19 protein-coding genes and 6 tRNA genes are annotated in these 23920 nt (G+C 70.7%); 11 read left to right on the top strand and 14 right to left on the bottom strand.

Annotated elements, in window-relative coordinates:
• Both IEZ01_RS27465 and IEZ01_RS27460 read right to left on the bottom strand, forming a co-directional pair.
• Positions 1–71 (bottom strand) — tRNA-Met (locus tag IEZ01_RS27465).
• Positions 72–146: 75 nt separating this feature from the next.
• Entirely contained in the window at positions 147–629 is a 483-nt protein-coding gene (locus IEZ01_RS27460) for a rhodanese-like domain-containing protein (RefSeq protein ID WP_189204311.1), read from the bottom strand.
• Positions 630–1076: 447 nt separating this feature from the next.
• Here IEZ01_RS27460 and IEZ01_RS27455 point away from each other — a divergent pair, with 447 nt between their 5' ends.
• Positions 1077–1289 (top strand): DUF4287 domain-containing protein, encoded by a 213-nt coding sequence (locus IEZ01_RS27455; RefSeq protein ID WP_019887594.1) that lies wholly within the window; start codon positions 1077–1079, stop codon positions 1287–1289.
• Between the two features lie 52 nt (positions 1290–1341).
• Here IEZ01_RS27455 and IEZ01_RS27450 read toward each other — a convergent pair.
• A tRNA-Lys gene (locus IEZ01_RS27450) sits at positions 1342–1414 on the bottom strand.
• 89 nt (positions 1415–1503) lie between these two features.
• Positions 1504–2979, bottom strand: coding sequence for an FG-GAP-like repeat-containing protein (locus IEZ01_RS27445; RefSeq protein ID WP_189204309.1), 1476 nt, complete (start codon positions 2977–2979; stop codon positions 1504–1506).
• A 977-nt stretch (positions 2980–3956) separates the two neighbouring features.
• On the opposite strand from IEZ01_RS27445, the gene IEZ01_RS27440 reads away from it, so the two are divergent.
• Positions 3957–4106, top strand: coding sequence for a hypothetical protein (locus IEZ01_RS27440; RefSeq protein WP_189204307.1), 150 nt, complete (start codon positions 3957–3959; stop codon positions 4104–4106).
• Positions 4107–4742: 636 nt separating this feature from the next.
• On the opposite strand, the gene IEZ01_RS27435 is transcribed toward IEZ01_RS27440, so the two are convergent.
• The 3 genes from IEZ01_RS27435 to IEZ01_RS27425 all read right to left on the bottom strand — a co-directional run bounded on the left by IEZ01_RS27435 (position 4743) and on the right by IEZ01_RS27425 (position 8332).
• On the bottom strand, positions 4743–6953 hold the full coding sequence (locus IEZ01_RS27435; RefSeq protein WP_189204305.1) for a DEAD/DEAH box helicase: 2211 nt from the start codon (positions 6951–6953) through the stop codon (positions 4743–4745).
• 210 nt (positions 6954–7163) lie between these two features.
• Entirely contained in the window at positions 7164–7775 is a 612-nt protein-coding gene (locus IEZ01_RS27430) for a hypothetical protein (RefSeq protein ID WP_019887597.1), read from the bottom strand.
• 206 nt (positions 7776–7981) lie between these two features.
• Positions 7982–8332 (bottom strand): metallopeptidase family protein, encoded by a 351-nt coding sequence (locus IEZ01_RS27425; RefSeq protein ID WP_019887598.1) that lies wholly within the window; start codon positions 8330–8332, stop codon positions 7982–7984.
• A gap of 94 nt (positions 8333–8426) precedes the next feature.
• Here IEZ01_RS27425 and IEZ01_RS27420 point away from each other — a divergent pair, with 94 nt between their 5' ends.
• The 4 genes from IEZ01_RS27420 (at position 8427) to IEZ01_RS27405 (ending at position 10281) form a co-directional block, all read left to right on the top strand.
• A complete protein-coding gene (locus IEZ01_RS27420; protein WP_019887601.1) occupies positions 8427–9866 on the top strand; it encodes a metallophosphoesterase family protein in 1440 nt (479 codons plus the stop codon).
• A 128-nt stretch (positions 9867–9994) separates the two neighbouring features.
• A tRNA-Glu gene (locus IEZ01_RS27415) sits at positions 9995–10067 on the top strand.
• A 38-nt stretch (positions 10068–10105) separates the two neighbouring features.
• Positions 10106–10180, top strand: a tRNA-Asp gene (locus IEZ01_RS27410).
• Positions 10181–10204: 24 nt separating this feature from the next.
• Positions 10205–10281 (top strand) — tRNA-Phe (locus tag IEZ01_RS27405).
• A 41-nt stretch (positions 10282–10322) separates the two neighbouring features.
• On the opposite strand, the gene IEZ01_RS27400 is transcribed toward IEZ01_RS27405, so the two are convergent.
• From IEZ01_RS27400 to IEZ01_RS27390, 3 genes are all read right to left on the bottom strand, one after another.
• The gene (locus tag IEZ01_RS27400; RefSeq protein ID WP_189204303.1) at positions 10323–11150 is read right to left on the bottom strand and encodes a cytochrome c biogenesis CcdA family protein; all 828 of its coding nucleotides are present in this window, start codon (positions 11148–11150) and stop codon (positions 10323–10325) included.
• Positions 11147–11956: a DsbA family protein gene (locus tag IEZ01_RS27395; protein ID WP_189204301.1), complete on the bottom strand. Its 810-nt coding sequence runs from the start codon at positions 11954–11956 to the stop codon at positions 11147–11149. Before IEZ01_RS27395 ends, IEZ01_RS27400 begins: the two co-directional genes overlap by 4 nt.
• Before the next feature lie 80 nt (positions 11957–12036).
• Entirely contained in the window at positions 12037–12405 is a 369-nt protein-coding gene (locus tag IEZ01_RS27390; protein WP_189204299.1) for a hypothetical protein, read from the bottom strand.
• Positions 12406–12749: 344 nt separating this feature from the next.
• Between IEZ01_RS27390 and hrpA the strand changes: the two genes are divergently transcribed.
• From hrpA to IEZ01_RS27375, 3 genes are all read left to right on the top strand, one after another.
• Entirely contained in the window at positions 12750–16673 is a 3924-nt protein-coding gene (gene hrpA / locus IEZ01_RS27385) for an ATP-dependent RNA helicase HrpA (protein ID WP_189204297.1), read from the top strand.
• 80 nt (positions 16674–16753) lie between these two features.
• Positions 16754–16828: transfer RNA gene (locus IEZ01_RS27380), tRNA-Asp, on the top strand.
• Between the two features lie 234 nt (positions 16829–17062).
• Positions 17063–17269, top strand: a complete 207-nt coding sequence (locus tag IEZ01_RS27375) for a DUF6274 family protein (RefSeq protein WP_019887611.1) — start codon at positions 17063–17065, stop codon at positions 17267–17269.
• 312 nt (positions 17270–17581) lie between these two features.
• On the opposite strand, the gene bldC is transcribed toward IEZ01_RS27375, so the two are convergent.
• Together bldC and IEZ01_RS27365 are read right to left on the bottom strand one after the other, a co-directional pair.
• Positions 17582–17788: a developmental transcriptional regulator BldC gene (gene bldC / locus IEZ01_RS27370; RefSeq protein ID WP_003949541.1), complete on the bottom strand. Its 207-nt coding sequence runs from the start codon at positions 17786–17788 to the stop codon at positions 17582–17584.
• A 478-nt stretch (positions 17789–18266) separates the two neighbouring features.
• Positions 18267–19112, bottom strand: coding sequence for a DUF8083 family protein (locus IEZ01_RS27365; RefSeq protein WP_019887612.1), 846 nt, complete (start codon positions 19110–19112; stop codon positions 18267–18269).
• Positions 19113–19267: 155 nt separating this feature from the next.
• Here IEZ01_RS27365 and IEZ01_RS27360 point away from each other — a divergent pair, with 155 nt between their 5' ends.
• Both IEZ01_RS27360 and IEZ01_RS27355 read left to right on the top strand, forming a co-directional pair.
• A complete protein-coding gene (locus tag IEZ01_RS27360; RefSeq protein ID WP_189204295.1) occupies positions 19268–20350 on the top strand; it encodes a Leu/Phe/Val dehydrogenase in 1083 nt (360 codons plus the stop codon).
• A gap of 303 nt (positions 20351–20653) precedes the next feature.
• A complete protein-coding gene (locus IEZ01_RS27355) occupies positions 20654–20908 on the top strand; it encodes a DUF3073 domain-containing protein (RefSeq protein ID WP_019887615.1) in 255 nt (84 codons plus the stop codon).
• 83 nt (positions 20909–20991) lie between these two features.
• On the opposite strand, the gene purM is transcribed toward IEZ01_RS27355, so the two are convergent.
• On the bottom strand, positions 20992–22059 hold the full coding sequence (gene purM, locus IEZ01_RS27350) for a phosphoribosylformylglycinamidine cyclo-ligase (RefSeq protein WP_189204293.1): 1068 nt from the start codon (positions 22057–22059) through the stop codon (positions 20992–20994).
• 34 nt (positions 22060–22093) lie between these two features.
• The gene (purF, locus tag IEZ01_RS27345; protein ID WP_019887617.1) at positions 22094–23620 is read right to left on the bottom strand and encodes an amidophosphoribosyltransferase; all 1527 of its coding nucleotides are present in this window, start codon (positions 23618–23620) and stop codon (positions 22094–22096) included.
• Between the last annotated feature and the right edge of the window lie 300 nt (positions 23621–23920).

Raw genomic sequence — 23920 nt, 5'->3', positions numbered from 1 at the left:
CGGGGACAGGATTTGAACCTGCGACCTCTGGGTTATGAGCCCAGCGAGCTACCGAGCTGCTCCACCCCGCGTCGGTAAACACAACCCTACGCCATCTCGGGGGGTGCTCTTCACCATTTACGGTTTCCCGGACACGCGGGGGTCACTCAGCAGCCGCAGTCGTCGGAGTCGACGGGGGCGGTCAGCGGGTCGGTGTCGGGGGTCCGGGTGCCCTCCCAGGTCTCGTACGCGAAGCCCTCGCGCGCCCAGTACTCGAAGCCGCCGAGCATCTCCTTGACCTGGTAGCCGAGCTGGGCGAGGGCGAGCGCGGCACGGGTGGCGCCGTTGCAGCCGGGGCCCCAGCAGTACGTCACCACGGGCACGGACCTGTCCAGGAGCTGCTCGGCCTGCTCGGGGATGAGGGCAGTCGGCAGGTGGACGGCGCCCGGGATGTGACCCTGGTCCCACGCGGCGGTGGAGCGCGAGTCCAGGACGACGAAGCCGGGGTCCCCGCCGGCGGCGAGCGCCGAGGCCACGTCCGAGACGTCGGCGTGGAAGGCGAGGCTGGCCGAGAAGTAGGCGGCGGCCGCGTCCGGGGAGGCCGGGGGCACGCGCAGGACGGGGTTCTGGGTGAGCTGCGTGGTCGTCATGGCAGAAAATCTACGGTTGTCGATCACGCCGCTGAAGTGCGGATTCCCGGTTCTTGGGGCCATCGGCCGGGGAATCCGGGGCGTTCGCGGGCCCCCGGCGGGAATCTCACGGACGCCCGTCAGATGCCCGATTCGGGGGCGTCAGACCGGTGAGGGCACGACGAGGGAGCGGGCGATTCGGGGGGGCTCGCGCTGCTCGTCGTACTGGAGTCGCCGGAGCCCACCGAGCGGCTGGCGTTCGTCCTGCACGACATGTTCGCCCCGCCGTTCGAGGAGATCGCCCCGATCGTGGGCCGCACGCCGGCCGAGGCGCGGCCGCTGGCGACCCGGGCCCGGCGCCGTGTGCGGGCGCCGAAAATATCTCCGAGGAGGACCGATGAGTTCGACGCGCGCGGACGGTCCACCTTTCGACCGTCCTCACCCCATCGACGAGACAGGGCACCGCACATGACCGACACGGTGAAAGGCCCGGCCAGCTACTTCCCCTCCATCGAGAAGAAGTACGGCCGCCCGGTCGCCGAGTGGCAGGACCTCATCCGCTCCTCGCCCCTCACCAAGCACATGGAGCTGGTCGCCTGGCTCAAGACCGAACACGGCCTGGGCCATGGCCACGCCAACGCCCTGGTCGCCCACACCCTCGCCGGGCGGAAGGACACCTGAGCATGACTCAGCCCCAGGCGGGGGAACTGCTCCCGCCTGGGGCTGAGGGGTGTAGGCCGTGTGGGACTCGAACCCACAACCAACGGATTAAAAGTCCGCTGCTCTGCCAATTGAGCTAACGGCCCTCGGCGCTTCATCCCCGAGCATAGCCCGACGGGGCCGGTGAGCCGATCGGGTATCGGATCATCGGCCCCGTCGTCGTACTCGAACGCCCCTAGAAGACGCCCTTCATGCCGCCGAAGCCGCTGCCGATCTGTACGGCCGCGCCGAAGGAGCCCTTGCCGTCGCCGCTCATCCGGTGGAGGCGGCCGGACGTGTCACGGGCCACCAGGTCCGGCTTGCCGTCGGCGGTGAGATCACCGGCGCCGACGATCGCGTTGTACGAGCCGCCCCAGCGAGAGAAGATCTTCACCGCGGTCTTCACGCCGTTCTTACGGCCGTCGTAGCGGTAGGTCACCCCGGTCGTCTTACGGCCGATCAGGTCGCCCAGACCGTCGCCGTTGAGGTCGCCCACGCCCACGATGTGGCTGAAGCCACCCCAGCCGGTGCCGATCTCCACCCCGCTCGCGACCGTGCCGTTGGTCCGCGCGGTGAAGAGGTACAGGTCACCGTTCTTACGGCCGACGAGATCGGTCATGCCGTCGCCGCTCAGGTCACCGGGCGCGGTCAGCACGTCGAAGCCGGCGAAGCCGGTGCCGGCCTTGGTGTACGGCGCGGTCGGCGTGAGCGCCTTGCCGCAGCCCGGCTTGTAGGTGCGCAGTTCCCCGCCGGGCATCCGTACGAGCACGTCGTTGCACCGGTCGCCGTTCATGTCACCGACCGGGACGGCCGTGACGCCGGCGGGCCAGCCGGCGCCGACGGTCTTGCCGGAGACACCTCCGGCGGCCGTGCCGTGCCAGAAGTCGAGCGAACCGGTGCCGCTGAGGGCGAGCAGGTCCGGGACGGCGTCCGGGAGGGAGCCCGTACCGGCGTAGTCCCGCGCCACCGGCGCGGCGCCGCGCAGCTGCATCCGTCCGGAGGCCGTCAGCTCCGCGCCCTGGCCGTCGGCGGGCCGCGCCGTCAGGGCCCAGGTGTACGCGCCGTCGGCGGCGAACCGCCCCGCCGCGTCCTTCCCGTCCCATGAGGCGCCCAGCGCGCCGCGGGTCTCGCCGCCGGTGAGCGTACGGACGGTCTTGCCGGTCACCGCGTGCTTGAGGGTGAGCTGCCAGGACGCGGCCGGCTTGGAGAGCCACCAACGCGGCGCCCAGGCGCCCGTCTTGACGTTCGCGGTGGCCGGGACCTCCGCGTCGGCCGAGGTGAGCGGTGAAGCCGGTACGCCGGAGGGGACGACGTGGACCGCGTCCTCGGCGTCCACGTACGCCACCGCACCGCCGGAGCGGTCCACGGTCCAGCCCTGGCCCTTCGCGGCCACGCGCGGTGTGCCGATCTTCCGGGTCCCGGTCGTGCCGCGTACGTCGGTGGTGGAGAGCACGCCGTCCTTCTGCCAGGCGACGTAACCGTCGCCGAGCAGGGCGCCCTCGTGCTTCGGCAGGGTCACCGACTTCTTGGTGACCGTGTCGTACACCCCGGAGCCCTCCGCGCCGCAGTCCCAGTACAGCGCCGTGCCGAGGGCCTGGATGTCGTTGAGCCCGCAGTCGGCGATCTTGACCGTGCCGCCGGACTTGCCCGTACGGACGTCGCGGCTGCTCACGCTGCCCAAGCCGTCGGCCTTGGTCCACAGCGTGCTGCCGTCGAGCGCGAAGGGGGGTCTCGGTGCCCTGGGAGAAGAGCTCCTCGCCCGTGGGGGCGTCGAAGACCTCGGGGGTGAGGTCGTACCGGTGCCAGGCGGCGACATGGCGGCCTGACACGCGCACGTCGTCCTTCGCGGCGTCCCGGAAGTACACCGGCTTCGTCCAGCGGGAGGTGCCGTCGTTCGCGAAGTGGGTCAGCTGCCCCTGCTTGTCCCGCAGGAACCAGCCCTCGCTGCTGGAGCGGACCTCGGCGTCCGGGGCGACCGCGAACCGGTCGGTGCGCTTGCCGGCCTTCAGGGGCCCCGCGGCGGTGAGGTCGACGCTGCGCAACCGGTTGGCGGTGCCGCCGTCGGTGGGGACCCGCTCGACCGTGCTCAGCCGTCCGTGGTCGAGCGCGAGCCCCGTGACCGCGGTACGGATCAAGGGCGCGTCGGCGACCTTCGTGACGTCGAGCCCGCCGCCCGTGCCGGGCCGGACCGCGTAGACGCCCTGGCCGGTGCCCTCGCCGGTGTCGGCGCGGCCGATCAGCAACGTGCCGTCGGCCTTGAAGGTCGGCATGGCGGTGGCCCGCTCGAAGAGGACCTTCTCGGCCCCGCCACCCACCGGCACGGCGACGACGCGCCAGGCGAGGGCCAAGTACTGCACGACCTCGTCGCCCGTCGAGATGCGCCGGGCGACCAGGACCTGGTCGCCGACGGTCCCGAGCAGCTGTGCGCGGTTGGTCTGGGGGATCGTGAGCTCGTGGAGGGGCTTCTGAAGGTCCGTCACGTTCCAGACCTTGACCCGGCCGTCCTCGTACCACTGCGTGACCCGGCCACCGCCCATTTCGGTGCGGTAGGCGACGTCGTCCAGCTGGGTGCCCCGCCGGGCGTTCCCGGGGGTGAGGTGCTCCACGAGCGTCAGATCGCCGTACCTGACGGTGAGGAGCAACCCGTCCTTGTCCCCGGCCAGGACGCTCACGAAGTCGGCTTCCATCCGGATCCTCTGGTCCTGGACCTGGCCGTCCTTCCAGGTCAGCAGGTGGATCGCGGCGACCTCGGCGCCGGAGCGCTCCTCCGTCACCACCACGTCACCGAAGGCGGTGTAGAAGTCCTGCTCGACGGGCAGGGCGAAGGTCCGCTCCTCGCCGGTCTTCATGTGCCGCTGGACGACCTTCCTGCCTTCGGGCAGGACGATCCAGTCCGTGTACGTTCCCCACGGGGCCTTCACGCCCTCCGGCAGGACCACGGGCCGACTGGTCCCGTCGGCGTACGAGGTCCAGCGGAAGCCGCTGTCGGCCCAGCCGGCCAGAAAGCCCGACTCGCCGGCGCCGCTCGACTGCAGCACGGTCGTGTTCGGGTCCGGCGTCTGCTCCGACGGGATGGTCAGTGTCCCCGGCGGAACCTCGGCGGCGAAGGCCTGGCCCGAGGTGAGTGGTGCGAGTCCGGCCGTGATGCCGACGACGGTGGCCGCGGCGACCGCACTCCGTACCAACGCATGGCGTCTCAAAGTCAGTTTCTCCCCAAAAACCGATCGAAGGCGCGGAAGAAGGACGCCGGCCCCCCCGGCCTGAAGCGCCCCGCGCACATGAGTTCGACCCTAACAAGGGGAAATCGATCTACGCGGCCACTTTTGACGCGTTCAAGACGCGTCAAAACACCGAAGGCCCGCGCCACACCGGTCAGGTGTGAGGCGGGCCTTCGGCCTCAGCTCAGTTCAGTTCAAGCTCAGCAGTCGAGCTCGATCAGCCGTTGCGCTTCCAGCGCGGCTTGTCGTCGCGGCGGCCGCCGCCGAACGAGCCGGAGCCGGAGCCGGAGGAGCCACGGTGGTCGTCGCGGCGGAAGCCACCGGACGGGCGGTCGTCACGACGGAAGCCACCCGAGGGGCGGTCGTCACGACGGTCACGGTTGAACGGACGGTCGCTGCCACGGTGGCCGCCGGACGGGCGGTCGTCGCGGCGGAAACCACCGGAGGGGCGGTCGTCGCGACGGAAGCCACCACGGTCGTCACGGTCGTCGCGACGGAAACCACCCGACGGACGGTCGTCACGACGGAAGCCACCCGAGGGGCGCTCGTCACGACGGTCACGGTTGAACGAAGGACGGTCGTTGTCCCGGCGGAAGCCACCCGACGGACGGTCGTCGCGACGGAAGCCACCACGGTCGTCACGGTCGTCGCGACGGAAACCACCGGACGGACGGTCGTCGCGACGGAAGCCACCCGAGGGGCGCTCGTCACGACGGTCGCGGTTGAACGAAGGACGGTCGTTGTCCCGGCGGAAGCCACCCGACGGACGGTCGTCACGACGGAAGCCACCACGGTCACCACGGTCGCCACCGCGGTCGTCACGACGGTCGTCGCGGCGGTCACGGCGCTCGAAGTTGCCCCGGTCGTCGCGGCGCTCGAACGCCGGACGCTCCTGGCGCTCCTCGACCACCGGCGCGGCAGCGGCGGCGACCTCGGCCTCGGCGGCCTCCGTCACCTCGGCGACCGCGGCCTGCGGGTCCTCGCCGCGCTCACGGGCGGCGCGGGCCACCAGACGGTCGGCCTCCTCGCGCAGCTCGGCCGCGCGGCGCTGGACGCGCTCCAGCTGGCGGGTGAGGTCCACGACCTCACGCTCGGCCTGCTTGGCGGCGTTGTTGGCGGAGTCGGCCTGGACCTCGGTCAGCGAACGGGCGCCGGTGATCTCGGCGACCTCCGGGTCGAACGCCCCGGCGCCGCCCACGATGTGGCGCGAGGCGTCGACGCCCGCGTCCTCCATCAGACGGAAGATCTGGCGGCGCTGGTGCGGCAGCGCCAGCGAGACGACCACACCGGAGCGGCCGGCGCGGGCGGTACGGCCCGAGCGGTGCAGGTAGTCCTTGTGGTCACCGGCCGGGTCCACGTTCAGGACCAGGTCGATGCCGTCGACGTGGATGCCACGGGCGGCGACGTCGGTGGCGACCAGCGCGTTGACGTAGCCCTCCTTGAAGTCGGCCAGGACGCGGGTACGGGCACCCTGCGTCATGCCGCCGTGCAGCGCGTCCGCCTTCACGCCCGCCTCGACGAGCTGCTCGGCGATGCGGTCGGCACCCAGCTGGGTACGGACGAAGATGATCGTGCGGCCCTTGCGCGCGGCGATGGCGGCGGTGACCGGGGCCTTGTCCTTCGGCTTCACGACGAGGACGTGGTGGGTCATGGTCGTGACGGCACCGGCGGACGGGTCCACCTCGTGGGTGACCGGGTTCACCAGGTAGCGCTTGACCAGGGTGTCGATCTCGTTCTCCAGCGTGGCGGAGAAGAGCAGACGCTGGCCGCCCTCGGGGACCTGGTCCAGGAGCTCGGTGACCTCGGGCAGGAAGCCCAGATCGGCCATCTGGTCGGCCTCGTCGAGGACCGCGACCTTGACCTGCTCCAGGGAGCAGGCGCCGCGGTTGATGATGTCGCGCAGCCGGCCCGGGGTGGCGACGAGGATGTCGACACCGCGCTCCAGCGCGTAGATCTGGTTGCCCATGGACGTACCGCCGCAGACGACCTTCATCTTCAGGCCGAGCACGTCGCCGTAGGGCTGGAGGGCGTCCGCGACCTGCATCGCGAGCTCACGGGTCGGGGTGAGGATGACGCCGCGGGGCTTCTTCTTCTCGGTGTGGCCGCCGGCCAGCGTGGCCAGCAGCGGCAGACCGAAGGAGAGGGTCTTTCCGGAGCCGGTACGGCCACGGCCCAGGATGTCCTTGCCGGCCAGGGCGTCCGGGATGGTCGCCGCCTGGATCGGGAAGGGGGTGGTCACACCGTTCTGCGCGAGCTTGCGCACGATGCCCTCGGGCAGACCCAGGTCGCCGAAGGTGATCGTCGGCTCGGCGGCCTCGGTCTCGGCGGCCTCGGCCTCGACAGCCGCCTCGATGACGGTCTCGACGGCGTCGGAGACGAGCTCGTCGTTCTCGGGCAGGACGGTGTGGTCAGAACTGAAAATGGACATGCGAAATGCGAAACCTTCCGGAGTCTCGGCACGCGCCCGTCAACTCCGTGTTTCGCACTACGACCGCCTCAATGCGGTCAGCCACGGCAAGGGAGAGAACGCGCCACGCGGCGCTCTTCTGTGGCTTTTCCACCAAGAGGGCCGGGCAAATGGGATCAAACGATCTACCACCATACGCACCCTCCCCCACCCAAGGCAAACCGAGCTCCGTCACACCGGTCCGACCTGCGGCGATGCCTCCGGCTCCATACGCGTCTCCTCCCCGTCCGCCGCCTTCATCGCCCCCATGTGGGTCTCCGCCGCCGGGGACGCGGAGGGCGGGTCGGACGGCTTCGGAGGCTCCGGCGTCGGGCTCGGCGGCGGCTCCTCCACCGGCGGGGTGGGCTCGGGCGGAGTCGGCTCCTCCTCCGGCGGCACCGGGTCGCCGTCACCGCTCGGCTCCGGCGGCCGGGGCTGCGGCGAGGGATCGCCGCCCGGCCGGCCGGGGGCGGCGGGCTTCCCCGACGGCGCCACCGAGGCCCCGGGGGCCGCCGAGGGCTTGCCGCTCTCGCCCGGCTCGGCGGCCTCGTCCTCGGGCGCGCCGGACTCGCCCGACGTACCCACCGGCTCGTGTCCCGTACGGCCATGAGCCCCGCCGGACCGCTCGGAGCCGGCCTCCGGGTCGACCGCTTCCCCCCGCCGGTCGGCAGACGTGGACGGCGAGGGCTTGCCGGCGTCGTCGCTCACGCTCATGCAGCCGCTCAGGCTGCCGGCGGAGGCCGCGACCGCGAGCGCGGTGACGGCCCATCTGACGGGTGCGGGCAGGGCGGACAACTGGCGCACGAGGGGCACCTCCGGGGGCGCGGAAAGGCGGGCAAGGGACGGGCTCCCCCTGCCCAACTCCCGGCGCACCGCAAGGGACACGCCCACGCGCCCCACCGACCGCGCCACCACGCGCCCCACCGACCGCGCCACCGCGCGCCCCGCCGCGCGCCGTCCCTGAAGCCCGCCCCAGGTCAGCCCCCGGCGTCAGCCCACGGCCGCGCCGCTCACCCGTACCCGAGGGCGTGCAAACGCTCGTCGTCGATACCGAAGTGATGGGCGATCTCGTGGACCACCGTGATCTCCGTCTCGGCCACGACGTCCTCGCGGGACTCGCACATCCGCAGCGTCGGCCCCCGGTAGATCGTGATCCGGTCCGGCAGCACCCCCGCGTACCACTCACCGCGATCCGTCAGCGGAGTCCCCTCGTAGAGCCCGAGCAGCTCAGGATCCTCCGCGGTGGGTTCGTCCTCCACGAACACCGCGACGTTGTCCATCAGCCGTGTCAGCTCCGGCGGGATCCGGTCCAACGCCTCGGCGACCAGCTCCTCGAACTCCTCGCGTGTCATCTCCAGCACCCCACCATTGTCACGCAGTTCACACCGGCCCACAGAGAGACGCGGAGGGACACGGAGGGGCATGTCCGTCGCCGTGACCGGGCATACGGGACCAATGGTCCGAGATCTCTCCCTCGCCGCCCGTGAACGACCCCTGCGCCGCGCGCTCGCCCTCGCCGCCGTCGCCGTCCTCGGCGCCTGGCTCGGCCTGCTCGTCGTCGGCAGCATCACCGGCCTCGGGGGCATCCGTACCCCCGTCGGCCCCGTGGACACCCGGATGGCCCTGGAGCCCTCCCTCAACGGCGGCACCCGAATCGACGTTCCTCCGCTGGGCGCCCTCGACCTCGCCTCGCATACCGCGCCCCTGCGCCTGGACGTGGCCGTCGACCGCCTCGACCCGGTCCGCTCCCGCGCCCTGGTCGAGCGCCCCGAACGCATCTCGGGCCTCCAGGAGGAGATCGCCGAAGACGTCACCACCGGCGCCCGCGACCTGGCCGTGCGCTCAGGCGTCGCCGTCCTCACCGGCGCGACCGCCCTCGGCCTCGTCGTCTTCCGCACCCCCCGCCGCGCCCTCGCCTGCGGCGGCCTCGCCCTCGCCCTGCTGGCCACCTGCGGCATCAGCGCGTACGCCACCTGGAACCCGAAGTCCGTCCTGGAGCCGAAGTTCTCCGGCCTGCTCAGCAGCGCCCCCTCAGTGGTCGGCAACGCCCGCTCGATCGTCACCGAATTCGACGTCTACCAGAAGGAGTTGGCACGCCTGGTCACCAACGTCACCCGGCTCTACGACGCCACCTCCACGCTCCCCACCTACCAGCCGGACCCCGGCACGATGCGCGTCCTGCACGTCTCCGACATCCACCTGAACCCCGCGGCCTGGCACATCATCAGCTCCCTCGTGGAGCAGTACGACATCGACGTGATCATCGACTCCGGCGACACCATGGACCACGGCAGCGCCGCCGAGAACGCCTTCCTGGACGCCATCCCCGACCTGGGCGCGCCCTACGTCTGGGTGCGGGGCAACCACGACTCGCGCACCACCCAGAGCTACCTGTCCCGGCTGAAGAACACCCACGTCCTCGACGACGGCCGGGCCGTCACCGTCGGCGGGCTGCGGATCGCGGGCATCGGCGATCCGCAGTTCACCCCGGACCGCTCGGTCCTCGCCCCGGGCGACGACGCCGAGCGCCGCGCCGGCAGCCGGCTCGCCGCCGCCCTGCGCGCCCAGCAGCGGGCCGGCACCCCCGTCGACATCGCCGTCGCCCACAACCCCGTCGCCGCCCGCCAGACCGACGGCGCGGTGCCCCTGGCCCTGGCCGGACATGTGCACCGGCGGGAGTTCTCCGTCCTGCCCGGCGGCACCAGCCTCAAGATCGAGGGCTCGACCGGCGGCGGCGGGCTGCGCGCCGTGCAGAACGAGACCCCGGAGAAGGTGCACGCCTCGGTCCTCTACCTCGACCGGACCAACCGCCGCCTCCAGGCCTGGGACGAGATCACACTCGGCGGTCTGGGCCTGACGACGGCCGAGGTCAGCCGCCATCTGCCAGGTCCGTGAACCCGCCCGGGGGCCGGTCCGGGACGGGTCCGCGGCCCCCGCCCGGAAACCGTTTTGGCGATAGCCCCCGGCATCCCATATGCTTCTCACGTCCCCGACGCGCTGCAAAGCGCCCAGGTGGGCCCTTAGCCCTCATCGTCTAGTGGCCCAGGACGCCGCCCTTTCAAGGCGGTAGCACGGGTTCGAATCCCGTTGGGGGCACGCTTTACCGTGTGCGAGACTCGTCTCGCACTACGCTTGGTCCTGTGGAGCAGTTTGGAGTGCTCGCCACCCTGTCAAGGTGGAGGCCGCGGGTTCAAATCCCGTCAGGACCGCTGTGGTCACGCGAGTGATCGCGTGGCTGGGTAGCTCAGTTGGTACGAGCGATCGCCTGAAAAGCGATAGGTCGCCGGTTCGACCCCGGCCCCAGCCACCACCCGAAGGCCCCGTCCGATGGACGGGGCCTTCGTCGTTCCCCTACGCCCGCTCCCGGCGGCGCCACCCGCGCACGCCCAGTACGAGCGAGACGACCGCGACCACGGCCATCAGCAGCGCCCAGTCCGGTACGGCCCGGCCGAGGCCGGAGACCCGCTGCTCGACGGCGAACGAGTCGTCCACGGAGAGCAGCCCCGGCAGGGCCGTCGTCCCGTCGAAGACCAGGAAGAGCGTGCCGAGCGCGAGGAAGAACAGCCCGGACATCAGCGAGGTGGTGTGCAGCTCGAAGCGGCCCAGCCGCACGGCCCGCCCGCGCAGCCACCGCCGGCGCCCCAGGTCGTACCGCTCCCACAGCAGCGCGAGCAGGAAGAGCGGCACGGCCATGCCCAGGGCGTAGACCGCGAGGAGCAGCCCGCCGTACGCAGGGGAGCCGCCGAGCGCGGCCACGGTGAGGACACTGCCGAGGATCGGGCCCGCGCAGAACCCGGCCAGGCCGTAGACCAGCCCCAGGGCGTAGACGGACAGGGCACTCGTCGGGCGGATGCGGCCGCTCGCCTCGGCGATTCGGCGGGAGGCGAAGCCGATGCCAAGGATCTGGAGCACCCCGAGAACGATGATCATCCAGCCGCCGAGGGCGACCAGCAGTTCCCGGTGCCCGTAGAAGAGCCGCCCCGCGAAGGATCCGGCGGCGCCGAGCGGGACGAGGGTGGTGGCGAGACCGGCGTAGAAGATGCCGGTACGGGCCACCAGCCGGCTCGTCGAGTCGATCGAGTACGCGAAGAAGGCGGGCAGCAGCAGGGCGCTGCACGGGCTGAGCAGGGCGAGGAGGCCGCCGAGGAAGGCGGCCAGATAGCCCATGTCGGGGGTCACCGGCCGGCCGCCTCGGGGGAGGCGGAGGCGCCGGAGGACGGGGCCGCCGAGCCGCCCGTCTTCCCGCCCGGCTTCTTCGCCGCGTCCGCCTTGGCCGCCTCGATGGCCTGCGTGAAGGCCTCCATGGGCTGGGCGCCGGCGATCGGGCGGCCGTTGACCAGGAAGGACGGGGTCGAGGTCGCGCCCAGCGAGTACGCCTGCTCCCGGTCCTTGCTCACCGCCGCCCGCGCCGCTGCGCCGTCGGTGTCCCGCAGGAAGCGCTCCACGTCCGGCACCCCGGCCTCCTGGGCCAGCGCCTTGAGCCGGTCCTTGCCGAAGCCCTTCTCCTTGGCGCCCTCGGCGTAGGCGGCCTTGTGGAACTGCCAGAACCGCCCCTGCTGCCCGGCCGCCCACGAGGCCCGCGCGGCCGCCTCCGACTCCTCGCCGAAGATCGGGAAGTTCCGCCACTCGATGCGCAGGGTGCCGTCGCCGACGTACTTCTCGATCAGCGCGGGCTCGGTGTCGCGGGCGAACTTCCCGCAGTACCCGCACTTGAAGTCGGCGTACTCGATCAGCACGACCGGCGCGTCCGCGCGGCCCACGGCGAGCGGGTCCTTGGCGTCACGGCGGGCGTACTTCTCCAGCTCCGGGTAGACCCCCGCGCGCGGCCCGGCCGAGCTCACGGCGGCCGGACCCGAGCCGGACCCGGCCTCGCCGCCCTGGTCGGGCCGAGTCGCGGTGTACGAGACGACGCCGAGCAGGACGGCGGCCACGGCGACCCCGGCACCGAGCGCGAGCGGCTTGAACGTGGACCTGGACGTGGACATGAGGGAACTCCTGAGCGCATGCGGGTACGAAAAGAGACAAAAGGGATGACGGAGGCGGGACGGGTCCCGTCGTGGCCGGGCTATACGCGCAGGATCGAGAGGTCCACGGGAGAGGGCGGGACGAGCTCCGGCGACTCATGGCCGGGGAGCAGGCTCCGTATGGGCGCGTCGGCGCCCCAGGCACCGGCCGCTCCGCGCGTGTCGTGGAGCGCGGGCAGCAACTCGGCCGAGGAACCGGCGCGCGGCGGAGTGGCGGGCCTCGCGCCGCCGCCGTCGGGAGCGCTCTTGCCGCAGCCGGGCGCCTGGTGGTGGTCGACGACGGTCACGGGAGGGGCGGGCCTGGTCTCGGCCGCCGACACCCCCGAGCAGACCATCAGCCCCAGAAGCGCCCCGAGCACCACCAGCGCCATGGCCGCGAAGCGGCGCGGGGAGCTGGAGGGGCGAGTCATGCCCGAAATGGTACGGGCCCCCGTCCAGGGGCCCACGTCGGCCGGACACCAAGCCCAGGGGGTTCACGCCCCCGAACGCGCGACCGCCCGGTCATCGACGGGGGTCGCGCGTTCGGGGGCGCGCAAAGCGGTGCCGCGCCCAGCACAGCCGCCGTCGGGCCGCCACAGGCCCGCGGCTCCTGCCGGGCACCGGCCAACCCCCGGCGCGCGGCGGCGCGGCGCGCCCCGCACGGCCGCCCCGGCCCACGGCTGCCCGGCGACCGGCCCGCCCCCGCAAGCCCCCCGGCCGAGTGACGGAAATGGGTTCGCCACCCTCGTGGCGCGGGTGAGACCCTGGTCTCCGTATGTCTACTTCCTTCGCCGCTCTCCAGACGCTGCTGGCCGAGGTCTCGCTGCGGGACGCACACCGGCTCGGCCGCCGTCTCGAAGGCGCCCGCCGCATCCGTAAGCCCGAGGCCCGGGACGCCGTCCTGGACGAGATCGCCGCCGAGGCCGGCAAGGCCAAGGAGCGGGTCGCGCTGCGCGCCGGACGGGTGCCGCCGGTGTCGTACCCCGAGCAGCTCCCGGTCAGCCAGAAGAAGGACACGATCCTGGAGGCGATACGGGACCATCAGGTCGTGATCGTCGCCGGTGAGACCGGCTCCGGAAAGACGACCCAGATCCCCAAGATCTGTATGGAGCTCGGGCGCGGCGTCCGGGGCATGATCGGGCACACCCAGCCCCGCCGGATCGCCGCCCGCACGGTCGCCGAGCGCGTAGCGGACGAGCTGAAGACCCCCCTCGGCGAGGCGGTCGGCTGGAAGGTCCGCTTCACCGACCAGGTCGACCCGGACGCGACCTTCGTCAAGCTGATGACCGACGGCATCCTGCTCGCCGAGATCCAGACGGACCGCGAGCTGCGCGCCTACGACACGATCATCATCGACGAGGCCCACGAGCGGTCCCTCAACATCGACTTCCTGCTCGGCTATCTCGCCCAGCTGCTCCCCAAGCGCCCCGACCTCAAGGTCGTGATCACCTCCGCGACGATCGACCCGGAGCGCTTCTCCCGCCACTTCGGTGACGCCCCGATCGTCGAGGTCAGCGGCCGTACGTACCCCGTCGAGGTGCGCTACCGCCCCCTCCTCGAAGAGGACTCCGAGGAATCCGACCGCGACCAGATCACCGCGATCTGCGACGCCGTCGACGAGCTCCAGGGCGAGGGCGCCGGCGACATCCTGGTCTTCCTCTCCGGCGAGCGCGAGATCCGCGACACCGCCGACGCGCTGCTCAAGAAGAAGCTCCGCAACACCGAGGTCCTCCCGCTCTACGCCCGCCTCTCGCACGCCGAGCAGCACCGCGTCTTCCAGGCCCACACCGGCCGCCGGATCGTCCTCGCCACGAACGTCGCCGAGACCTCGCTGACGGTCCCGGGCATCAAGTACGTGATCGACCCCGGCACCGCCCGTATCTCCCGCTACAGCCACCGCACCAAGGTCCAGCGCCTCCCGATCGAGCGGATCAGCCAGGCCAGCGCCAACCAGCGCAAGGGCCGCTGCGGCCGTACGTCGGACGGCATCTGCATCCGGCTGTACGACGAGGACGACTTCAACGCCCGCCCGGAGTTCACCGACGCCGAGATCCTGCGGACGAACCTGGCCTCCGTCATCCTCCAGATGACCGCCGCCGGCCTCGGCGACATCGAGAAGTTCCCCTTCATCGACCCGCCGGACCACCGCAACATCCGCGACGGCGTGCAGCTGCTCCAGGAGCTCGGCGCGCTCGACCCCATGCAGAAGGATCCGAAGAAGCGGCTCACCCAGACCGGCCGCAAGCTGGCCCAGCTGCCGGTCGACCCGCGGCTGGCCCGGATGGTCCTGGAAGCCGACAAGAACGGCTGTGTACGGGAAGTGATGGTGATCGCGGCCGCGCTCTCCATCCAGGACCCGCGCGAGCGGCCCGCCGACAAGCAGACCCAGGCCGACCAGCAGCACGCCCGCTTCAAGGACGAGACCTCCGACTTCCTCGCGTACCTGAACCTGTGGCGGTACGTGCGCGAGCAGCAGAAGGAGCGCGGCTCGTCGTCCTTCCGCCGCATGTGCAAGCAGGAGTACCTGAACTTCCTGCGGATCCGTGAGTGGCAGGACATCTATTCGCAGCTGCGTACGGTCGCGAAGTCGATGGGGATACACCTCAACGAAGAGGACGCGCCCGAGCAGCACGTCCATGTGTCGCTGCTCGCCGGTCTCCTCTCGCACATCGGCCTCAAGGACACCGACAAGAACGAGTACCTCGGTGCCCGCAGCGCCAAGTTCGCGATCTTCCCGGGCTCCGCGCTCTTCAAGAAGCAGCCGAAGTTCCTGATGTCGGCCGAGCTGGTGGAGACCTCCCGCCTGTGGGCCCGGGTCAACGCCAAGATCGAGCCCGAGTGGGTCGAGCCGCTCGCGCAGCACCTGCTCAAGCGCACGTACAGCGAGCCGCACTGGGAGAAGGACCAGGCGGCCGTGATGGCCTACGAGCGGGTCACGCTCTACGGCGTCCCGATCGTCGCCCAGCGGAAGATCAACTACGGCCGGATCGACCCCGAGGTCTCCCGCGAGCTGTTCATCCGCAACGCCCTGGTCGAGGGCGACTGGCGCACCCACCACAAGTTCTACGCCGACAACCGCAAGCTGCTGACCGAGGTCGAGGAGCTCGAGCACCGGGCCCGGCGGCGGGACATCGTCGTCGACGACGAGACCCTCTTCGACTTCTACGACCAGCGCATCCCCGACCACGTCGTCTCCGGGGCGCACTTCGACTCCTGGTGGAAGCACAAGAAGCGCGAGGAGCCCGAACTCCTCGACTTCGAGCGGGAGATGCTGCTCACCGAGAAGGCGGCCGGGGTCACCAAGGACGACTACCCCGACTCCTGGCGGCAGGGGCAGCTCAAGTTCAAGGTGACGTACCAGTTCGAGCCGGGCGCGGACGCGGACGGCGTCACCGTCCACGTCCCGCTCCAGGTCCTCAACCAGGTCACGGACGAAGGCTTCGACTGGCAGATCCCGGGCCTGCGGGAGGAGGTCGTCACCGAGCTCATCCGGTCGCTGCCCAAGCCGATCCGCCGGCACTACGTCCCCGCGCCGAACTACGCGACCCGCTTCCTGGAGCGGGCGGTCCCCCTCCAGGAGCCGCTGACGGTCACGCTGGCGCGCGAGCTGAAGCGGATGGTCGGCGTGCCCGTCGAGGCGGACGACTTCGACCTGAGCCGCGTCCCCGACCACCTGAAGATCACCTTCCGGATCGTCGACGAGCGGCGCCGCAAGCTCGCCGAGAACAAGGACCTGGAGGCGCTCAAGCTCCAGCTGCGCCCCAAGGCCCGCCAGGCCCTCTCCAAGGCCGCCGCGGCGACCGCGGGGCCCTCGGGCGAGTCCATCGAGCGCACAGGCCTCACGGACTGGACGATCGGCACGCTGACGAAGGTCTTCGAGACCCGGCGGGCCGGCCAGCCCGTGAAGGCCTACCCCGCCCTCGTGGACGCCGGCGAGACCGTGGCCGTACGCCTCTTCGACACCGAGGCCGAGCAGGCCCAGGCGATGTGGCAGGGCACCCGGAAGCTGATCATGCTGAACATCCCGGTGAACCCCGCGAAGTTCGCCGCGGACAAGCTCGGCAACCAGCAGAAGCTCGCCCTCTCCCGCAACCCGCACGGCTCGGTGCAGGCCCTCTTCGACGACTGCGCGACCGCCGCGGCGGACAAGCTGATCGCCGACCACGGCGGGCCCGCGTGGGACGAGGAATCGTTCCGCAAGCTCTTCGACAAGGTCCGCGCCGACCTCGTCGACACGACCGTACGGACCGTGGGGCAGGTCCAGCAGATCCTGGCGGCCTGGCAGGCCTGTGAGCGCCGCCTGAAGGCCACCAACAGCCTGGTGCTCCTCAACAACGTCCAGGACGTCCGCGACCAGCTGGCGTGGCTCATGCCGGCGGGCTTCGTCACCAAGACCGGCCTGCGCCGGCTGCCGGACCTGATGCGCTACCTCGTGGCCGTGGACCGCCGCCTGCAGCAGATGCCGACGGGGGCCCAGCGCGACACCACGCGCATGGAGAAGGTCCACGAGATGCAGGACGAGTACGCCTGGCTCCTGGAGCAGCTGCCCCAGGGACGGCCGGTGCCGCGCGAGGTCCTCGACATCCGCTGGATGATCGAGGAGCTGAGGGTCAGCTACTTCGCCCACGCGCTGGGCACGGCCTATCCGGTCTCGGACAAGCGGATCGTGAAGGCCATCGACGCGGTCGTCGGCTCCTGACCACGATCGGGTTCGACCACACCCCCTGACCTGCTGTACAGTCTCTCTCGCAGCCAAGCACGAATCCGGCTGCGAAACCTGGTCCTGTGGAGCAGTTTGGAGTGCTCGCCACCCTGTCAAGGTGGAGGCCGCGGGTTCAAATCCCGTCAGGACCGCAGATACGAGAGCCCGTACCGATTGGTGCGGGCTCTCGGCGTGTGACAGCACCGCCCGGAGGCCGCGCCCCGCGGCGGAGCCGCGAATCGACACAGCAAATCCCGTCAGGACCGCAAGTGCGAGAGTCCGCACCGCATGTGCGGGCCTTCTTCTTGTTCCGTCCCTTGACGGGGTCATCTGCCGCCGGTACCCCAGACATCAGGGAAGCGGGGTCCCACACCGGAGGTGCGCGCATGGCGGCGGCATCCACTGCGAGGCACGAGACGCGCGCGCTGCTGCGCGCCCATCTGGCGGCCGCGTCCCGCTACGGCCATGCCACCCGGCTCTGCCCCATCTGCCACCGCCTCCTGAGGCTCGCCATGGAGTTACCCGCCGACGAGACCGACGACGCCGTGGCGCCGCCGCCGGACGCCGGGGACGAAAGTCCAACCGGCCCATGACCAACGGCCGGTTGCGCCAACTTCCTTAAGTGGCAGGCTCCAGCCAAGGCAAGAGTTTGACGGTGTGACGGGAGTCACCGCACGAGTTTCGGAAAGGTGTCCGCTTACACCCTCCCTACATGAGCCCCATTTAATATGTGCAATTGCACGTCTCTGGGGCGGCCTCCTGGCGGGCACAAAAAAGATCGCGCTGGACCCGGCGGAGTCCAGCGCGATCGATGACGAAGACCTGTTGGGGCAGGCAACCGTCGATGGAGCTATAGGGCGGGCGGTCGGGTTGGGGGACCCGTTACGCCCGGTCTAACGGGGTGTTCAGGCCTCGCTGCGCTGCTGCGGGATACCCGCCAGCAGTGCGCGGACCTCAGCCTCGCGGTACCGACGGTGTCCACCCAGCGTGCGGATGGACGTGAGCTTGCCCGCCTTCGCCCAGCGGGTCACCGTCTTCGGGTCCACGCGGAACATCGTGGCAACCTCAGCGGGCGTCAGCAGCGGCTCGGCATCAGGGGTGCGAGCGGTCATGAGCGGCCTCCTCGGGAGAACCGAACCTTCTCGGTTCTTTCCTCTAAATTCTGCACCTTGACCCGCGTTGCCCGAAATGGCGGACGCGAGCCGAGTCGGTTATAGGACGAACGGCTTGTCCTCGGCACTACAACTACACCATCTGTCCAGCCACGTCGGCCAAACCGATGGAATTGCCCTCTCAGGTGTTCATCAGCGGCGGAAGCCGATGGACCATGCCATAGCGGACAGTCACGTCACAGTGACGATCAGTCACAGAGCGATCAGGAGTCCTCAGACCCCCCATTGAGTGCAATGCTGAGCATTCCGTCCCAATGCAGGACGGAAGGAACCCTCCCCGGACTCCTTGTCCTATTTTGGCACGAGGGTGGGCGATGGGCGCAAGGGCACAGTTAGTGCAGTCCGTCACGCTTGAGCCAAAGGCCCGGATCGGGACCTACGTCCCGAACGAAGCCCCGAGCCGAAAGGCGACGAGGCGTCAGTTCGCGAACTGACGGTGCCGGATCGCCCGCCACCGCTCCGTGAGGCGCTCGTACGCCGCCTGCGCGCCGGGCCCGTCACCGTCCCGCAGCGCCGCGATCCCCTCGGCCACGTCCGCCGCCGACCGGTCCTTCGCCAGCTGCTCATCCGTGAGGGTATGCACAAGCCCGCCGTAGTCCAGCTCGACCAGCGAGCGCGGATGGAACTCTTCCAGCCACCGGCCCACCTCCACCAGCCCCTCGGTCAACGGACCTTCCACCGACGCCTCCCGCAGGGTCCGCAGCGCCCGCGCCAGCCGGCGCCGCGCCTCGACCATCGGTGTCCGGTAGCGCAGCCGCGGCGGCGCCCCCGCCCCGGCCGCCGGCACGTACTCCCGCTCCTCGTCCGCGAAGACCGTGAACCACCGGACCGGCACCTGCCACACCGCCGTCCTGATCCACGGCCGGGCGTCCGGGTTGCCCTCGCGCCAGCGCTCGAAGTCGGCCGCCGCCTGGCCCCGCACCACCGGCGGCAGCACCGCGTCCAGCAGCGGCGGCGGCAGCTGGCCCGCCAGCTCCTCCAGCGCCAGCCACCCCCGCAGCCTGGTCCGCCAGGGGCAGACGCACACCACCCCGTCCACATACGCCACGAAGGCGTCACCGCTCTCGTGGACCGGCACGGCCACCGGCGGCGTGGGCAGCAAATCGGCGAGCGACCGGCGAAGTTCGTCCTGGGCCGTGGGGATCGTCCGGCGCCGGGCGTAGCGGGCCCAGTGACCGCGCTCCGGCTCCGGAAAGGCCGCGAGCGGCTCGTACACCCGCAGGTAGGCGGCGTACGGCACGAGCACCGACGAGACGACCGACATGTCGCAAATCCTTCCACGCGGGTACTCCGGCAGGGGGTGATCCTCGGCACTGGGTCGGATCTACGCACCCGTAGGACTTACCCTCTTGCCAAACCGGTCCCTCCCCACCCGCAGGGGGGACTTCAATCGCCGCTTCGTACTTGGGAGTCACCACAGTGACCGATGTGACCGACGGCGTCCTGCACACCCTGTTCCAGTCGGAGCAGGGGGGCCACGAACAAGTCGTGCTCTGCCAGGACCGCGCCTCCGGCCTGAAGGCCGTCATCGCCATCCACTCCACCGCCCTGGGCCCGGCCCTCGGCGGTACCCGTTTCTACCCGTACGCCACCGAGGAAGAGGCCGTCGCCGACGCGCTCAACCTCTCCCGCGGCATGTCGTACAAGAACGCCATGGCCGGTCTCGACCACGGTGGCGGCAAGGCCGTGATCATCGGCGACCCGGAGCAGATCAAGACGGAGGAGCTGCTGCTGGCCTACGGCCGGTTCGTGGCCTCGCTCGGCGGCCGGTACGTCACCGCCTGCGACGTCGGCACGTACGTCGCCGACATGGACGTCGTCGCCCGGGAGAACCGCTGGACCACCGGCCGCTCCCCCGAGAACGGCGGCGCCGGCGACTCCTCGGTCCTCACCGCCTTCGGTGTCTTCCAGGGCATGCGGGCCTCGGCCCAGTTCGCCTGGGGCGACCCCTCGCTGCGCGGCCGCAAGGTCGGTGTCGCGGGTGTCGGCAAGGTCGGTCACTACCTGGTCGAGCACCTCGTCGAGGACGGCGCCGAGGTCCTGGTCACCGATGTCCGCGAGGAGTCGGTACGCCGGATCACCGAGAAGTTCCCGCAGGTCACCGTGGTCGCGGACACCGACACGCTGATCCGCACGGAGGGCCTGGACGTCTACGCCCCCTGTGCGCTCGGCGGCGCTCTCAACGACGACACCGTCCCCGTCCTCACCGCGAAGATCGTCTGCGGCGCGGCCAACAACCAGCTCGCGCACCCCGGTGTCGAGAAGGATGTCGCGGACCGCGGGATCGTCTACGCCCCGGACTACGTCGTCAACGCGGGCGGGGTCATCCAGGTCGCCGACGAGCTGCACGGCTTCGACTTCGAGCGGTGCAAGGCGAAGGCCTCGAAGATCTTCGACACCACTCTGGCGATATTCGCACGTGCGAAGACTGATGGGATTCCGCCGGCCGCCGCGGCCGACCGGATCGCCGAGCAGCGGATGGCGGAGGCGCGCCGGGCCTGATCTGGCAGGCCTCCCGCTTGACAGGGCCGGCCCCCCGCACGTTCGCCGAAAGCGAGACATGGCTCACGCCAGTCGGCGGGTCGGCCCCCAAGAAGGAGTTAAAATCGCGGTTGACCAGCGAGGACGGGGCTCCTCGAGGGTTCTGCAGCCGGGCACGTGATGCGGGCGGCGTACCGTATGACCGCGGAAGCAGGTACCGTTGAAGCCCTACGGACCGGTCTCTCTGCGGAGAGCCCGTTCCGAATCATGAACGCGTGTCAAGACTCTGGGGCCGTCGAGCCCCGTCACCGAGGGGGTCGAGCCATGGGGCGCGGCCGGGCAAAGGCCAAGCAGACGAAGGTCGCCCGCCAGCTGAAGTACAGCAGCGGCGGGACGGACCTGACGCGTCTGGCCAATGAGCTGGGCGCTTCGACTTCGAGCCAGCCGCCGAATGGCGAGCCGTTCGAGGACGACGACGAGGAAGACGACCCGTACGCGCAGTACGCGGATCTGTACAACACCGACGACGAGGACGAGGACGACGAGTCCGGTCCTGCGGCGTCACCGCGTCGCGCTTGACCTCGCGCTGATCCACATTGACCCGGTCCGGGCCCACCCGGACCGGGTTTCTGTGCTGTCCGGCCCCGAGGGGCCGGACCGCGTCAGCTCGCGTAGTCGCCGACCATGGTCGCACCCGTCGAGTGCACGCCACGCTCGGTGATCTCGCCGGCGACCCAGGCGTCCACGCCACGGTCCGCGAGGGTGGTCAGGGCCACGTCGACCGAGTCGGCCGGGACGACGGCCATCATGCCGACGCCCATGTTCAGCGTCTTCTCCAGCTCCAGGCGCTCGACCTGACCGGCCTTGCCGACCAGGTCGAAGATCGCACCGGGGGCCCAGGTCGAGCGGTCGACCGTGGCGTGCAGCTCGTCCGGGACGACCCGGGCCAGGTTCGCGGCCAGACCGCCACCGGTGATGTGGCTGAACGCGTGCACGTCGGTCGTACGGGTGAGCGCCAGGCAGTCCAGCGAGTAGATCTTGGTGGGCTCCAGGAGCTCCTCGCCGAGGGTCCGGCCGAGCTCGTCCACCTGCTGGTCGAGCGTCATGCCGGCACGGTCGAAGACCACGTGGCGGACCAGGGAGTACCCGTTGGAGTGAAGGCCGGACGACGCCATCGCGATCACCGCGTCACCCGTACGGATACGATCCGCGCCGAGCAGCCGGTCGTACTCCACCACGCCCGTGCCGGCACCGGCGACGTCGAAGTCGTCCGGACCCAGCAGGCCGGGGTGCTCGGCGGTCTCGCCGCCGACCAGGGCGCAGCCCGCGAGGACACAGCCCTCGGCGATGCCCTTGACGATGGCCGCGACCCGCTCGGGGTGGACCTTGCCGACGCAGATGTAGTCGGTCATGAAGAGCGGCTCGGCGCCACAGACGACGATGTCGTCCATGACCATCGCCACCAGGTCGTGGCCGATGGTGTCGTACACGCCCATCTGGCGGGCGATGTCGACCTTCGTGCCGACACCGTCGGTGGCGGAGGCGAGCAGCGGACGCTCGTAGCGCTTGAGGGCGGAGGCGTCGAAGAGGCCGGCGAAACCGCCGAGGCCGCCGAGAACCTCGGGGCGCTGCGTCTTCTTCACCCACTCCTTCATCAGCTCGACGGCGCGGTCGCCCGCTTCGATGTCGACGCCCGCGCTTGCGTAGCTGGCACCAGTGGTCTGAGACATGGGTTCAGAGCTTTCGTGTCGTACTGCGGGGGTCTTACGGGCGGCGCAGCGCGTCGGCGGCGGCCGTCGCGGCCGGGCCCGCGGCCAGCTCGGACTCCAGAAGCTGCTTGCCCAGCAGCTCGGGGTCGGGAAGCTCCATCGGGTACTCGCCGTCGAAGCAGGCGCGGCAGAGGTTCGGCTTGTCGATCGTGGTCGCCTCGATCATCCCGTCGAGCGAGATGTACGAGAGCGAGTCGGCGCCGAGGGACTTGCCGATCTCGTCGACGGTCATGCCGTTGGCGATGAGCTCCGCGCGGGTGGCGAAGTCGATGCCGAAGAAGCAGGGCCACTTCACCGGCGGGGAGGAGATCCGGATGTGGACCTCCGCCGCGCCCGCCTCACGGAGCATCCGGACCAGGGCGCGCTGGGTGTTGCCGCGGACGATCGAGTCGTCCACCACGACCAGGCGCTTGCCCTTGATGACTTCCTTGAGCGGGTTCAGCTTCAGCCGGATGCCCAGCTGGCGGATGGTCTGGGACGGCTGGATGAAGGTCCGGCCGACGTAGGCGTTCTTCACCAGACCGGCGCCGAAGGGGATGCCGGAGGCCTCCGCGTAGCCGATGGCGGCCGGGGTGCCGGACTCCGGCGTCGCTATGACGAGGTCGGCCTCGACCGGCGCCTCCTTGGCGAGGCGGCGGCCCATTTCCACGCGGGAGAGGTAGACGTTCCGGCCGGCGATGTCCGTGTCGGGACGCGCCAGGTAGACGTACTCGAAGACACAGCCCTTGGGCTTCGCTTCCGCGAATCGAGACGTACGGATGCCGTTCTCGTCGATCGCGATCAGCTCGCCCGGCTCCACCTCACGGACGAAGCTGGCGCCGCAGATGTCCAGTGCGGCGGACTCGGAGGCGACAACCCAGCCGCGCTCGAGACGGCCGAGGACCAGCGGGCGGATGCCCTGCGGGTCACGGGCGGCGTAGAGGGTGTGCTCGTCCATGAAGACGAGCGAGAAGGCGCCCCGGACCTCGGGGAGGACCTTGGCGGCCGACTCCTCGATGGTCAGCGGCTTGCCGTCCTCGTCGTGCTGGCCCGCGAGGAGCGCGGTGACGAGGTCGGTGTCGTTGGTGGCGGCGACCTGGGTGGCGCGGCCGTTCTCCTTGGGGAGGTCGGCGACCATCTCGGCGAGCTGCGCCGTGTTCACGAGGTTGCCGTTGTGGCCGAGCGCGATCGAGCCGTGGGCCGTGGCCCGGAACGTCGGCTGCGCGTTCTCCCACACGGATGCGCCCGTGGTCGAGTAGCGGGCGTGACCGACCGCGATGTGACCCTGGAGGGAACCGAGAGAGGTCTCGTCGAAGACCTGGGACACGAGGCCCATGTCCTTGAAGACGAGGATCTGGGAGCCGTTGCTGACCGCGATTCCCGCGGATTCCTGGCCCCGATGCTGGAGGGCGTAGAGCCCGAAGTACGTGAGCTTTGCGACCTCTTCACCCGGAGCCCAGACACCGAAGACGCCGCAAGCGTCCTGGGGGCCCTTCTCGCCGGGAAGCAGATCGTGATTGAGTCGACCGTCACCACGTGGCACGCAACCGAGTGTAGGCGAGATCGACCACTGGTCCGAATTGGGGATGGGGCCGGGGCGCGCGGGGAGCGCGTGGAGCGATCCGCCGGGCGCGCGGCGCGCTCACGGGTGACCCGGCCCGCCCGGGAAGCGTATGCCCAGGTCAGTACGGTGCACAGGGCTGGTGGTGGGGGTTCTGGGAGCCGGTCCGGCGGGTGTGACGCAGTTCGCAGCACCTACTTCGGGGCGGACGGTGTCCGGTGGGCGAAACTCCTTTGACAGCGGCCGGGCCGGTCGGCTCACGCAGCTCTCGGTGATCTGGCG

This window comes from Streptomyces purpureus, assembly GCF_014648195.1.
GTDB lineage: Bacteria > Actinomycetota > Actinomycetes > Streptomycetales > Streptomycetaceae > Streptomyces > Streptomyces purpureus.
This window is presented reverse-complemented; position numbering and strand designations above follow the sequence as displayed.